A 13,338-nucleotide genomic window follows, 5' to 3' on the forward strand; every position below is an offset into this window, starting at 1 on the left:
TCAACACCTATGAAATATATACTTTTAAAAACCACATTAGTTGCCCTTTCTGCTGGGCTACTTCAACTTGTATTACCGTGGTGGAGCATTGCCATCGCAGCCTTCGCTGTTAATATCATTATTGGCAGTCGCAAGTTCAGCTCTTTTTTATCTGGCTTTCTTGGAGTAGGAATACTTTGGGCCATTGTAGCCTGGAATATTGACCAAGCAAATGCTTCCCTACTATCAAGCAAGATTGCTGAGATCCTGCAAGCCCCTAACCCTGTTTCTGTGATGCTATTCACTGCATTGGTGGGTGGACTGGTAGGCGGTATGGGAGGCCTAACTGGTGGCATACTGAATGGTAGCAAAAGGTAACCTTTTGATAAAAAAGGACCATAATATAAGGGGTGACCACAAGGGTCGCCCCTACTGTTAACCTTTTCTGACTTTCTACGTATACTATTGTGATGAAAACGAGAGACAATGTAAACTAAACAAGCATTCTACTTGTATTCCTTTTATAAGTGTTTCATTGGAAGTATTAACTCCCTCATCGGGAATACAGGTTACCGTTCAACACAATCGTATTTTTATGGAAAACATTGCTGTACCCCCATTAAATGTTCCACGAATCGTTATTATTGGTGGTGGGTTTGGAGGCATCCGTCTAGCCAAAGAGTTTAAAAACAAAGAAGTACAAATCGTCCTCCTAGACAAAAACAATTATCACACCTTTCAACCACTTCTCTATCAGGTAGCAACCGCCGGTATAGAGCCCGACTCTATCTCTTTTCCTTTAAGAAAACTTTTCAAGCACCAACGTAATATCACCTTCCGAAATGCTCGGGTCAGAAAAGTCATTCCCGAAGAGCAAATCGTAGAAACCAATATTGGCTCCCTTAGTTACGACCACCTTATCATCGCGACAGGGTCCCGTACCAACTTCTTTGGAATGAATGTGATCGAAGATCAATCCATGCCCCTGAAAACCATCCGACAGGCTTTGGACCTTCGTCACCTCATGTTACAAAACTTTGAAAAAGCGCTCATCACTGCCGACCTTAAAAAAAGGGAGAGCATGATGAGCTTTATTATTGTAGGGGGAGGTCCTACAGGAGTGGAGTTGGCCGGTGCACTGGGAGAGCTCAAGAGACACGTACTCCCACAAGATTATCCTGAACTGGATGTGCGACGTATGCAGATCCACCTGGTAGAAGCCGGGCCAAGACTATTGAGTGCCCTCTCCGAAAAATCTTCTCAAAAAGCATTGGACTACCTCAAACGACTGGACGTAAATGTATGGCTAGATACGATGGTCAAACATCACGATGGACATAAGGTAGATGCTACCGTGAATCCTTCAGGACAAAAACTAGAGATCATGGGCAGTAACCTGATCTGGTCCGCAGGAGTAAAAGGCAATCATATTGCGGGCCTAAAAGAGGATGTTGTTCAGAATAATGGAAGAATTAAAGTGGACTCCTTCAACCAAGTGGAATCCTACGATAATATTTATGCGATTGGGGATGTAGCGCAAATGACTACAGAAGATTATCCTTTTGGACATCCTATGGTAGCTCCTGTAGCTATTCAGCAAGCTAAATTATTAGCAAAAAACATCTGGGCTAAAGTAAAGGGAAAAAATCTGAAAACCTTTACCTATAAGGATAAAGGGGCTATGGCTACCATTGGTAAAAACAAAGCAGTAGTTGAAGTAGGCAAGTTCAAGTCCCAAGGAGCCTTTGCCTGGTTTATCTGGATGTTTGTCCATATCATGTCCTTGGTAGGGTACCGCAACAAAGCCATTGTCTTTGTGAACTGGCTATGGAACTATGTCAATTATGATAGAGGTATTCGACTAATCATACGCCCCTTCGACTTACAGCTTCGAAATGATCGAAGGAAAAAAGAAGAAGAAGAACGCATTGTGTTTTAAATCAAAAGGGCCGCATCGTGGATGCGGCCCTTTTGATTTAATCCTTTATAGTACATTCAGTACTTGTTCTTTAATCTTCTCCAACTCTTCCTTCATATTCACGACCATTTTCTGAATCTCCAGATCGTTAGCCTTGGAACCAATAGTATTGATTTCTCTACCGATTTCCTGACTGATAAAACCTAGCTTCTTACCATTGGACTCTGCAGATTCCAGGGTCTCAATAAAGTAAGAAAGGTGGTTGCTCAATCGCACCTTTTCTTCAGCAATATCCAACTTTTCAATATAATAAATTAGTTCCTGCTCAAAACGGTTAGGATCAAAGTTATCGTTATTCTCCAGCTCCTGTACCTGCATTCTCAGTTTTTCTCGGATCTTCTCTAAACGGATAGGATCTCTATCTTCAACTCCTTTCAGGTTTGTACCAATCGTATCGATATTATCCTTGAATGCTTTCTCTAGGGCTTTTCCTTCCTCTTTTCTATAATTGATACAGTTTTGGATCGCTTCCTCTATGGCCTGCTTAATAAAAACCCAGTCATTCTCCAATACCTCAGCATTACTCTCCTTGGCGTATACCTCTGGCAGTCCCATAATAGTCGCCAACAAATCACCCGTTTCCTCACTTCCCACTTCCTGAGTAATCTCCTTCAACTCCTGATAATAGGCCTTCACCACATTTTTGTTGATTTTTGCCTTTTGCGCTTCAGCGCTTTTTGAGGCGTAAGCGATGGTAAGGATCACCTTACCTCTCAAAAGACTATTGGTCAACAAATTACGTACTTCGATCTCTTTGCTTGAAAATGCATGGGACATTTTCACCATCACATCAGCAAACTTGGAGTTCAAAGTTTTGACTTCTACGCTTACACTAAGTTGATCGTTTTCAATCTGAGCACGACCAAATCCCGTCATTGACTGAATCATATATAGGTATATCTAATTTATTATTTTATGCACTATAGCTTCCTTAAAGATAGTACTTTTCTACTAAGGAATACTAAGGCTTTAATGTATTCTAAACAAGTCGATAGGGATGAATAGTAATGAACTAACCCCCAAAAACTTACAAATTGATATTTTTACTTAATAACTGTAAACAATATTATTTTCTTATCGTTGTATCTGAGGTGCTTAATAAAAAGCATTATTCTTTATTGATACCCACACCAATCTATTACCTTTATTCCATACTTAAACTAACTCAACATCAAGTAAGTGAATCACTACAAAACCCAATTTCACTCATGATCATTCAAGAGTCTCCATACATCAGTATTACCCATCGGTGTAATGAAAACCTTATTGAAGTGCAATGGAAGCCTGCTTCCCTGCAAATGGATGCGGAAGCCTACCAAGCGACTTTATTGGATTTAATTACTATTGCAGAACAACACCAACCTAAAAAATGGCTGGGAGACACTCGACTCTTTTTCTTTCAAATCTCTCCCGAGCTACAACACTGGACAGTTCAAAAATTCAATATTCCCTTAAAGAATATAGGGGTAGAAAAGATGGCTATTTTGGTGACTCAGAAAATTCACGAAACCTTTGTGCAGTATTCTCAACAAGACTACTCCTCTTTCCCTTCTAGCGAAACACAATACGAATACTTTAAAGATAAAGAAGAGGCTATGGACTGGCTGACTACCTCACAAAACTGAGTAACCACTTAAATTTTATAAAACAATTCCTGAATTCTATAATTATTCTAAGTGAAAGGAATACGTAATTTGTTCTATTATTAAATCACTAAAAATAATTATACGATGAAAACCTATCAGTTTCATACCAATATCAACTGTGGCAATTGTATTGCAAAGGTAACCCCTGCCCTCAATGAAGAATTTGATATCCTAGAGTGGTCTGTTGACACCGATAACCCTAAAAAAGTACTGACCGTAAAGGGTGAGGATGAACTAACGGAAGCACAAGTTATGGCTGCCGTAGAAAAAGTAGGGTTTAAAATTGAAAAGGCTGGGTAAACCAATGAAAAAAACGTTATCTGTCAACGGAATGACTTGTGCTGCCTGTGCACAAATCATCGAAAAGCAACTCCACAAGCAACAAGGTGTACAAGAGGTGTCTGCCAGCTATGCCAATCATTCTGTGCAGATCACTTTTGATGAGCAAAAGGTGCAAGTTCAAGACCTCACACCCTTACTAAAGGACTTGGGATACACCCTAAAAGAAGAAGGGGTAGCCGCCCCCAACACCGTCGAGCAAGAAGACCATTCCCCCAAATATAAACTATGGGTTGCCATGAGTGCTTCTTTCCTGATTATGTTCATTGCCATGGGACCTTGGACCATCCCTTTTGCTCCTTACCTAATGTTTTTGCTCACCTTACCTACAATTTTCTATAGTGGCAAAGACTTTTTTGTCACTGCCTATCGACAAGCCAAACACGGCTCCGCCAATATGGATACCTTGGTGGCGATGGGAACAGGAGTGGCATTTCTATTCAGTGCGGCACAAACCTTCTTTCCGAATTGGAGCGGCACCCAAGGCTTCTATTATGAAGCTGCCAGTATGATTATTGCCCTTATCCTCTTAGGAAGGTATTTAGAAAGCAGAGCCAAACGACAAACCCGAACGGCCCTGGAAGCCTTGATTGCCTTGGGAGCCAAAAAAGCTATAGTTATCCGTAATGGAGAAGAACATTCCATCCCTGCCCAGGACATCAAAAAAGGAGATCGCCTATTAGTAAAAACAGGTGAGAAGTTTCCTGCAGATGGACGTATTATTCGAGGAAATACCTATGCTGATGAAAGCATGATTACAGGAGAACCTGTTCCTGTATATAAAGAAAGAGGACATACAGTAACAGGGGCTACGATCAATACAGGGGATACAGTGACTATGATTGCTGATAAGGTAGGAGAAGAAACTACCCTGTCCCATATTGTACAAATGGTCAAAGAAGCTCAAGGAAGTAAAGCCCCTATTCAAAAGCTGGCTGACAAGATTTCTAGTGTATTTGTTCCGGCTGTTATTCTTATTGCCCTGATTACTTTTTCCATCTGGTACTTCGTCATTGGTAACTCTTTTGCCTTTTCACTATCCATGATGGTATCTGTGCTGATCATCTCCTGCCCATGTGCCTTAGGATTGGCAACCCCTACTGCCATTATGGTGGGAATAGGCAAGGCCGCTCGCATGGGAATCCTTTTCAAGAATGCCGAAAGCTTACAGGCTCTTCAAGAGTTGGATATTATGGGATTTGATAAAACGGGTACTATTACAGAAGGGCGTCCAGAAGTTCGTGAACTGCAATGGCATCCGATGGCTGCCGAGGAGTTGAAAAGTGATGCACTTGCCGTGGTCTATGCCATGGAAAAAGAAAGTACTCACCCCTTGGCACAGGCTATTATTAACTTTATGGATAAAAGAGGATATTATCCTATTACAATAGAAAATAGTAAAACCTACCCAGGGGAAGGTATGACTGCCAGCTATGAAGGAAAAAAATATTGGTTAGGCAACCGACGTATTGTAGAACGCTTTAGTAAAAGTCAGGCAGACTTATTCAAGCCCAAAAGTCAAGATAGCACACAGGTTTTCTTTGGTCAGGAAGAACAACTACTGGGAGACTTCCAGATCGCAGACAATATCCGTCCGACCTCCCGAGCAGTAGTCGATTCCTTACAAGACTATAGTATGGAAGTACATCTACTGACCGGTGATCAACCTATGGTCGCTCAGGCGATCGGACAGGCAGCAGGCATTACTCATCTACATGCCGGGTTGATGCCCCATGAGAAACTCACATTAATCAAGGAATGGCAAAAACACGCTAAAAAAGTCGGAATGGTGGGTGACGGCATCAATGATGCTCCAGCCCTTGCCCAAGCTGATATAGGCATTGCCATGGGAACAGGGACTGATGTCGCTATACAAACTGCTGATGTTACCCTATTGAAAGGAGACTTAGGATTATTGAATAGTGCCATTAAGCTATCACAGCTAACGCTAAAAAATATCAAGCAAAATCTATTCTTAGCCTTTATCTATAATATTATTGCCATTCCTATCGCCGCCGGGGCTTTTAGCAGCTTAGGACTAACGCTTAACCCTATGATTGCAGCAGGAGCCATGTCTTTAAGTTCTATATCTGTGGTATTGAATAGTCTGGCCCTCAAGCGCAAAAAAATCAATCGACCGATATAGTAAGGAAAAATCTTTACCTTTGCAGCCGTAAAGATTTTAGCGACCGTCTAATTAGAACTATGCAACAATACCACCAACTATTAGAAGATATCCTAGAGAAAGGTACCCAAAAGGGTGACCGTACTGGTACAGGAACCAAAAGTCTCTTCGGTTACCAAATGCGTTTTGACTTATCGGAAGGTTTCCCTATTGTTACCACTAAGAAAATCCACTGGAAATCCGTTGTCCATGAACTGCTTTGGTTCTTGAATGGGGAAACCAATGTACAATACCTACAAGAGAACGGCGTAAAAATCTGGAATGAATGGGCTACAGAGACAGGAGAACTAGGGCCAGTATATGGTGTGCAATGGAGACATTGGAAATCACAGAACGGTCAGGAAATTGATCAAATTGCCCGTGTGATTGAAGACCTAAAAGTAAGACCTAACAGTAGACGTATCATTGTTTCTGCCTGGAATGTAGGAGACTTACCGGATGAAGGAGTATCTCCACAAGAAAATGCTGCCCAAGGGAAAATGGCATTAGCCCCTTGTCATGCTTTTTTCCAGCTCTATGTTGCAGACGGAAAGCTTTCTTGTATGCTTACCCAACGTTCTGCAGATAGTTTCTTGGGGGTTCCCTTTAATATTGCAAGCTATTCGCTACTTGTACATATGATTGCCCAGCAATGTGACCTGGAAGTAGGTGAGTTTATCTGGACCGGAGGGGATGTACACATCTACAACAACCACTTTGAGCAAGTTAAGACTCAGCTATCACGTACACCAAAGAAATTACCAACCTTAAAGATAAAGCGTAAACCTGACTCTATTTTTGAGTACAAGTTTGAGGACTTTGAACTCATAGGTTATGAGTATGATCCAGCAATCAAAGCTCCTATCGCTATTTAATGTTGAATCGTTGAATTTCACCTTCGGTGAGTTGAATTGAGCTTCGCTCGTTGATTCGAGTTGAATTGTTGACTGAAGTCATAAAACGATTCAACTCGAATCAACGAGCGAAGCTCAATTCAACGATTCAACGGTTCAACCACTATACGAAAGTGGGTTGTTTATTCGTTATCAGAACAATATTATTACACGAAATCCATCTATCAGCAAACATCATAACCCTAGAATATTTTTTCTGACCGTACCATACTGTGGCGATGCCTGCTTCTATCGCTTTAAGAGATGTTTCTAATATTATGAAAGTAACTTATTCCTTTAACATATTCATCATCAAACAGGCGCTATTGGTAGCCCTTACTATTGTGGGATTTATCACCAATAGTTGGGGACAACCACCGGTATCAGAAATCACAAAACTACAGGAATACTATCAGCAAAGAGCCAATCGATTTCTTGTAAAAGATGCCATAATTCATGAATACTATAAGATTCACGAAAAAGGCATCAGCATGTATGCCTCTCCAGAGGATAAAAAAGCTGACAAGCCAGAGTTCCATTTGGCATGGGACGAACTTGAACGCTTTAAAGACTTGATTGAGTATACTGATCGTAACCTGCAGTTCGCCCTTTATCAACGAAAAGGCACTCGTCCATTCAATATACAAGAGAATACGACCATCGAGATCCTGAAGCGCAATCACTATCTTGAAAAAGCTGCAGAAGGAAAGAAAAAACTGCCTTTGTCGGGTATCCGCATTGCCATTGACCCAGGGCATATTGCTGGAGACATGGATCTTGCAAAAGCTGAAGGGCGTTTTATTGAAATGAACTACAAGGGGAATACCTATAAACTGAAAGAAGGTGACCTTACGCTTTCTACGGCTATGGTTTTAAAAGATAGTCTGGAAAAGCAAGGCGCCAAGGTCTTTATCTCCAGGGATCAGCCTAATCAAGGGGCCAATGGAAAACCTTATGAGGTATGGAAGAAAACAGACCTAACCGAAAAACTAAAAGACATGGGGCTTTCCTCCCACAAGATACAGCAAACACTCCTTAAATCACCGGAGTACAGGATTTACCGAGAGTACTTCCTACAGGATGACTTGGAGTTGAGAGCTGCAGAAATCAACTACTTCAAGCCTCACTTAACCATTGTCATTCACTATAATGCAGATGATAAAAACTTTGGATGGAAGCAGCCTTCCAAGAGAAATTTTGGAATGGTGTTCGTCCCTGGTGCTTTTCTTAAATACGAAATGAGAACCCCTAGAGATCGTTATGACTTTATTCGGGTATTGGTTAGTGAACAAGTAAAAGAATCTTCGAAACTCTCTGCACACGTCATGCAGGCTTTTGAAAATAAACTACAGGTCCCTGCCGTTAGTAAACAGGAAGAACCTGCCTATTTGCAAAAACTAGCGATTCGACTAGATAAAGGTGTGTATGCCCGAAATCTCCGTTTGTGTCGACTATTGAATACGCCAATCTGTTATGGGGAACCTTTATTCCAAGACAATGAGCTAGAGCTGAAAGCTTTAAATGGCAATAATCTTAAAGAAGGGAAAATCAGTAGCAGAGTGGTACAGGTAGCCAATGCTTATTACGAGGGAATTATGAAGTACCTTTCTGACTCAAAAATACTTACCGAATAAAAAACACAAGGGCAGACTTAGAAGCCTGCCCATTGTGATTCTTTCAACCAGCTATGAAAAATTAATTGTCAGAAGAAATAATCACCACAAAATGATAAAAATTTCCCTTTATGATTCAAATATAGTGAATAAATCTTAATAGACAATTATAAATGGAACTTTTTTATATTTTAAGCACATCGGTAATAATTCATTAAAATAGTCTAAAAATCGCCCCTATCAGCGGTGTAATAAAAGCGGTAAAGCCCCCCATTATTCCTATTGCTACACCAGCTGCAGCTCCTTCCAATATCCCAATTTCCAAGGCTTTTGCTGTTCCTATTCCATGTGCTCCTGCTCCTAGAGACAAACCAATGGCTACCTTATTTTTGACTCCTGCCCACTGCAAAAGCTTTGGTCCTACTACTGCTCCAAATATTCCGACCAAGATCACGACCACCGCAACCAAGGACGGAATCCCTCCCAACAACGTAGTTATTTTCATCGCTATAGGTGTCGTCACTGATTTAGGTGCTAGTGTAACCAGTAATACCTCATCTACTCCCAGCACGAACAATAAAAGCACCACACTCAAAACACCTACTACACTTCCGATAAAAAGGGCCAATACTAAGGGCTTAATATTTCCTTTAAACATAGGATACTTCATGTATAGCAACACCCCCAAAGCAACCACAGAGGGACTCAACAAAAAGGAAATTGACGCTGCACTTTCCTCATAAGCGACATAAGGCACATCCAAGGTATATAAAACAACGGCCAACACCGTGATACTCCACAATATTGGATTCAACAAGGCCCATCGGAAATGTTGCTGAACCTTTCTAAAAAGTAAATAAACCAGAATTGTCAGAAGCACAGCTCCCCACTTAGACTGTAATAACTCGCTCATATTCTTTTTCTGTTTTCCAGGTACTCATACGTTTTCCCCACAACCAATATTACCAAGACCGTACTCACACTAGAAGCCAACACAATCGGCAGCCAAGCTTGTTGTAATAAGTCCAGGTGCTGTAAAATCCCCACTCCTGCCGGAATAAAAAATAATGCCATATAAGTGGTTAACTGTGTTGCCGTCTCTCTAACCCAATGTAGAGGGATCAGCTTATACTGTAAGCTCACAAAGATCAAAGCCATACCCAGTACACTTCCTGGTAGGTACCCCTCAATCAACCTACTACATAACTCTCCTATACCCCAGAAGAGCAACAAGAGAAGAAATCCCCGGAGCATCTCATATATTTTTCTCATAATCACTGTATCAAATTTCCTTAAAAATCGTTCTTTTGGTATAGATTTTCTGTACAAAGTACCAATTTTGCCTAAAATTTGTGTTCATGATGTTTGGTTGAATCGTTGAATCGTTGAATTTCACCTTTGGTGAGTTGATTCGAGTTGAACTGTTAGCTGATATGTGTCATACTCATATAACATATCAACTCGAATCAACGAGCAAAGCTCAATTCAACGATTCAACGATTCAACCAAACATCATGAACAAACACTGTAGAAACAAACTAAACACTCTATGTATAAAACGCTTATCCTACTCTTCCTTGCCTTACTCCCTTTCTTGCAAGTAGCAGGGCAAGAACAAAGGAGAAGTCAATATTATCGCTATCAAGGAAAGATTATTACTGCAGAGGATTTTCAGCAGTACCCTGAACCGGTACAAGCCAATATTATAAAGGAGCAACAGGAATACAGTAAAGTATTGTTATTAAAAGCCGTTGAAGCGGAGTCTATGGCACAACCTAAAGCTGCCTTTGCCTATCTGGATACAGCCCTAAGATTGTACCCCGAGTTTGCTGAAGGGTTTGCCAATACGGGATTGTTACTTTTGAAAAATGGCTATCGTGAAAATGCTGTTCGCTACCTGACACGGGCTACCCAACTCAACGATAGTCTAACCTATGCCCATTGGGGACTTAGTCACCTCTATACCTCCATGGAACAATACGACAAAGCTATCCTAGCACTCAATAAAGTAATGGAGTACAATCCTTCTGAAAAAGCCTTACAACAACGAAGTGATCTTTACTTTGCACAAGGCGATTATACCCTTGCCATCAAAGACATCAACCAGCTTCTTGAACAAAATGAAAGTGCTGCTGACCTATGGGCACAAAAAGGAAAAATCTTGTTACTACAAGAGGATATGGCAGGTGCTACACAAGCTTATCAGCAAGCGACTACTATAGCTAAGGACTCTACTCTTTATCTGACTACATTGGGCGTTTTACTGGAGCAACAAAAAGAGTATAAACAAGTTGACCTTCTGATCACTACACTGGAACAACAGCAAGCTTCTACAGCAGAAGCCTACTTTCTGTATAGTTTACAAAAATACCGTCAACGCTCTTATATAGAAGCGATGGCAGATGTCAACAAGGCCATTAGCATACAACCTAAGGCTCATTACTATATTCACCGATCAGCCTTATATATCCTGCGTTCGAAGGCGGAATCAGCACTCAATGATACTAATCAGGCTATCGCACTTTCGCCAAAGAATGGAAGTGCCTACCTCAACAAGGGCATTGCAGAGGAGATGCTACAACAGTATGACAAAGCCTGTCAATCATGGCAAATAGCTGCTGCAAATGGCGTTAGTATTGCCAACGAATACCTAAAGGACTGTAAATAGATGAAGTTCATGCCTATACTACCGAAAATACAGATCATTTTTTCACTCATACTATTGTCCCTACAAGTCTATGGACAAAACGTACCTTTTGAGTCTGCTTCTTTCCCTGAAAAAAAAGAAGACCTCAAAAGAGCCAAACGAAATATCCGTGAAGCAGATGGCTTAATTAGCATTGAGCAAAACTACAAACAAGCACTAAAACTGTACCTTAGGGCCTATAGATTCAATCCTTCCAACCAGGAACTCTGCTTCAAAATTGGGGAATGCTATTTCAATAAAGAGTCGATTCAAATCGATGAAGCCCTTCGTTATTGGCTGCAGGCAGATGAGCTTTACGAAGAACGTTCCGCCAAAGTAAAGCTAAGAATTGCGCAAGCATACCATCTAAATAGCGATTGGGATAAAGCAATGATCTACTTACAAGAAGGGAAATCACTTCTTAATGGGGAGGACCCTTTATATGAAGAGATCAAACGAGTAGAGCAATATGTATCCTCCGGAAAGCTTCTGGCTGATCAGCGTAGCGGCTCTACCATAGCAGATCTGGGTATGAGTATCAACTCAAGACTCAACGAATATGGTAGTGTCATTCATCCTGATGGTAAAGTGATGTATTACACTGCTCGACGCTATAATTATCGTGATGAGACGGTTGATATTGATCAGGAATACTATGAAGACATTTATATCTCTAAAAGATATAGTTCAGGAGGGATATGGAATCGAGGAAAAAATGCCAAAACGACCTTAAACAGCACTGGTCACGAGGCAGTATGTAGTATCTCTTATAGCGGAAAAACCTTGGTACTCTACTACGGGGCCAACAATGGAGATTTGTACTATAGCAAGGTTTCTCCCCATAACCCCACTAAAGTATCAAAATCAGCTCCTTTTCCTAAACCTATCAACTCTCCATACCGAGAGACATCAGGCTGTTTCTCTCAGGACGGTAATACCTTCTACTTTACCTCTGACCGAAAAGGAGGGAAAGGTGGCTTAGACCTATATGCAGTTGAGCGAAAGGGTAATCAGTGGGGCATTCCTACTCCTATTACCACTTTGAACACTCCTTATAATGAAGAAAGTCCTGTAATTAGTAAAGATGGGACACAACTATATTTTTGCTCCCAAGGGCACAATAGTATAGGAGGCTATGATGTATTTGTATCAGAATTAAAGGATGGTGTATGGCAAGCCCCCGAGAATCTGGGCATCCCAGTCAATACTCCTTTCAACGAGCTTTACTTGTCTATGGGGCCTAGCGGACAATCCCTCTACCTATCTTCAGACCGACCAGAGGGACAGGGACTTTTTGATTTATATTCTGCCTTTTTACCAAAAACCAACCGTACACCTACGCTGGAATACCGATCCGTAGATTCTACCTTTCAGTTAGCGGAAAATCAAGATTTAGATCACCTTCGTCCTTATACACTAGGGCAAGATTTAATCTATGGTTCTTTGAAAGGAAAGCAAGCTACTGAAGTCATTCAGGCTACCGTGACTGTCGCCGACATTAACTCACAACAAGTGATCAAAGAACTGACTACTGAGAATAATCGCTTCGCCTTACTGCTTCCTAAAGAAGGAAGCTATGCAATTAATATTGCAGCGGATAATTACCTATTTCACTCTGTCAATGTAAATGCTGCACTCAATAAATTCTTATCCATAGAGCTACAACCTATTGCCATAGGAAGGCGTATGGTACTGAATAACTTATTTTATGAAGTAGGAGGCAGTAGACTAACCAAGGCATCTTTATTTGAGCTGAAGCAAATTGCCCGTTTCCTTGCACTACACCCCGAGTTAAAGGTAGAGATCTCTGGACATACTGATACTACAGGTGATGAGACCTTTAATGTCAAGCTCTCTCATCTAAGGGCAGAGGAAGTGATTAAGTTTCTAATGAAGGAGGGTGTTAAGCGATACCGTATTAAAGCCTTTGGGTATGGCTCACAGCAACCTATTCGTGACAATACAACAGAAGAGGGGCGTTCAGAAAATAGACGAATAGAACTGAAAATCATTCAATAGTGAATGTTCATGATGTTTAAT

General features: G+C 41.0%; 12 protein-coding genes. 9 read left to right on the forward strand and 3 right to left on the reverse strand.

The window, feature by feature from the left end; all coding sequences use genetic code 11:
- Positions 1–9 precede the first annotated feature (9 nt).
- Complete coding sequence (locus ABD985_RS12775) at positions 10–357, forward strand: hypothetical protein (protein WP_345372308.1); 348 nt, start codon at positions 10–12, stop codon at positions 355–357.
- Positions 358–574: 217 nt separating this feature from the next.
- Positions 575–1,918: an NAD(P)/FAD-dependent oxidoreductase gene (locus tag ABD985_RS12780; RefSeq protein WP_345372310.1), complete on the forward strand. Its 1,344-nt coding sequence runs from the start codon at positions 575–577 to the stop codon at positions 1,916–1,918.
- Between the two features lie 45 nt (positions 1,919–1,963).
- Here ABD985_RS12780 and ABD985_RS12785 read toward each other — a convergent pair whose 3' ends face one another.
- Positions 1,964–2,845: a YicC/YloC family endoribonuclease gene (locus ABD985_RS12785; RefSeq protein WP_345372312.1), complete on the reverse strand. Its 882-nt coding sequence runs from the start codon at positions 2,843–2,845 to the stop codon at positions 1,964–1,966.
- A 320-nt stretch (positions 2,846–3,165) separates the two neighbouring features.
- On the opposite strand from ABD985_RS12785, the gene ABD985_RS12790 reads away from it, so the two are divergent.
- The 5 genes from ABD985_RS12790 (at position 3,166) to ABD985_RS12810 (ending at position 8,633) form a co-directional block, all read left to right on the forward strand.
- Positions 3,166–3,582, forward strand: coding sequence for a SpoIIAA family protein (locus ABD985_RS12790; protein WP_345372313.1), 417 nt, complete (start codon positions 3,166–3,168; stop codon positions 3,580–3,582).
- A gap of 105 nt (positions 3,583–3,687) precedes the next feature.
- Positions 3,688–3,903 carry a heavy-metal-associated domain-containing protein gene (locus ABD985_RS12795; protein ID WP_345372314.1) on the forward strand — a complete coding sequence of 72 codons (216 nt, stop codon included), beginning with the start codon at positions 3,688–3,690 and terminating at the stop codon, positions 3,901–3,903.
- 4 nt (positions 3,904–3,907) lie between these two features.
- Positions 3,908–6,088 carry a heavy metal translocating P-type ATPase gene (locus ABD985_RS12800; RefSeq protein WP_345372315.1) on the forward strand — a complete coding sequence of 727 codons (2,181 nt, stop codon included), beginning with the start codon at positions 3,908–3,910 and terminating at the stop codon, positions 6,086–6,088.
- A 59-nt stretch (positions 6,089–6,147) separates the two neighbouring features.
- The gene (locus ABD985_RS12805; RefSeq protein ID WP_345372317.1) at positions 6,148–6,981 is read left to right on the forward strand and encodes a thymidylate synthase; all 834 of its coding nucleotides are present in this window, start codon (positions 6,148–6,150) and stop codon (positions 6,979–6,981) included.
- A gap of 296 nt (positions 6,982–7,277) precedes the next feature.
- On the forward strand, positions 7,278–8,633 hold the full coding sequence (locus ABD985_RS12810; RefSeq protein WP_345372318.1) for an N-acetylmuramoyl-L-alanine amidase family protein: 1,356 nt from the start codon (positions 7,278–7,280) through the stop codon (positions 8,631–8,633).
- A gap of 193 nt (positions 8,634–8,826) precedes the next feature.
- On the opposite strand, the gene ABD985_RS12815 is transcribed toward ABD985_RS12810, so the two are convergent.
- Both ABD985_RS12815 and ABD985_RS12820 read right to left on the reverse strand, forming a co-directional pair.
- Positions 8,827–9,525 carry an LrgB family protein gene (locus ABD985_RS12815; RefSeq protein WP_345372319.1) on the reverse strand — a complete coding sequence of 233 codons (699 nt, stop codon included), beginning with the start codon at positions 9,523–9,525 and terminating at the stop codon, positions 8,827–8,829.
- Entirely contained in the window at positions 9,522–9,884 is a 363-nt protein-coding gene (locus tag ABD985_RS12820; RefSeq protein WP_345372321.1) for a CidA/LrgA family protein, read from the reverse strand. The genes ABD985_RS12815 and ABD985_RS12820 overlap by 4 nt, the downstream gene beginning before the upstream one ends.
- Before the next feature lie 277 nt (positions 9,885–10,161).
- On the opposite strand from ABD985_RS12820, the gene ABD985_RS12825 reads away from it, so the two are divergent.
- On the forward strand, positions 10,162–11,280 hold the full coding sequence (locus ABD985_RS12825) for a tetratricopeptide repeat protein (RefSeq protein ID WP_345372322.1): 1,119 nt from the start codon (positions 10,162–10,164) through the stop codon (positions 11,278–11,280).
- Between the two features lie 9 nt (positions 11,281–11,289).
- Complete coding sequence (locus ABD985_RS12830) at positions 11,290–13,317, forward strand: OmpA family protein (protein WP_345372324.1); 2,028 nt, start codon at positions 11,290–11,292, stop codon at positions 13,315–13,317.
- Positions 13,318–13,338 lie beyond the last annotated feature (21 nt).

Origin of the sequence: Algivirga pacifica (assembly GCF_039543525.1) — a bacterium.
Lineage (GTDB): Bacteria > Bacteroidota > Bacteroidia > Cytophagales > Flammeovirgaceae > Algivirga > Algivirga pacifica.

Excerpts from the sequence above, each read along its gene's own strand:
- ABD985_RS12775 (WP_345372308.1), top strand. The coding sequence starts at position 10 with ATGAAATATATACTTTTAAAAACCACATTAGTTGCCCTTTCTGCTGGG.
- ABD985_RS12780 (WP_345372310.1), top strand. The coding sequence starts at position 575 with ATGGAAAACATTGCTGTACCCCCATTAAATGTTCCACGAATCGTTATT.
- ABD985_RS12785 (WP_345372312.1), bottom strand. The coding sequence starts at position 2,845 with ATGATTCAGTCAATGACGGGATTTGGTCGTGCTCAGATTGAAAACGAT.
- ABD985_RS12790 (WP_345372313.1), top strand. The coding sequence starts at position 3,166 with ATGATCATTCAAGAGTCTCCATACATCAGTATTACCCATCGGTGTAAT.
- ABD985_RS12795 (WP_345372314.1), top strand. The coding sequence starts at position 3,688 with ATGAAAACCTATCAGTTTCATACCAATATCAACTGTGGCAATTGTATT.
- ABD985_RS12800 (WP_345372315.1), top strand. The coding sequence starts at position 3,908 with ATGAAAAAAACGTTATCTGTCAACGGAATGACTTGTGCTGCCTGTGCA.
- ABD985_RS12805 (WP_345372317.1), top strand. The coding sequence starts at position 6,148 with ATGCAACAATACCACCAACTATTAGAAGATATCCTAGAGAAAGGTACC.
- ABD985_RS12810 (WP_345372318.1), top strand. The coding sequence starts at position 7,278 with ATGAAAGTAACTTATTCCTTTAACATATTCATCATCAAACAGGCGCTA.
- ABD985_RS12815 (WP_345372319.1), bottom strand. The coding sequence starts at position 9,525 with ATGAGCGAGTTATTACAGTCTAAGTGGGGAGCTGTGCTTCTGACAATT.
- ABD985_RS12820 (WP_345372321.1), bottom strand. The coding sequence starts at position 9,884 with ATGAGAAAAATATATGAGATGCTCCGGGGATTTCTTCTCTTGTTGCTC.
- ABD985_RS12825 (WP_345372322.1), top strand. The coding sequence starts at position 10,162 with ATGTATAAAACGCTTATCCTACTCTTCCTTGCCTTACTCCCTTTCTTG.
- ABD985_RS12830 (WP_345372324.1), top strand. The coding sequence starts at position 11,290 with ATGCCTATACTACCGAAAATACAGATCATTTTTTCACTCATACTATTG.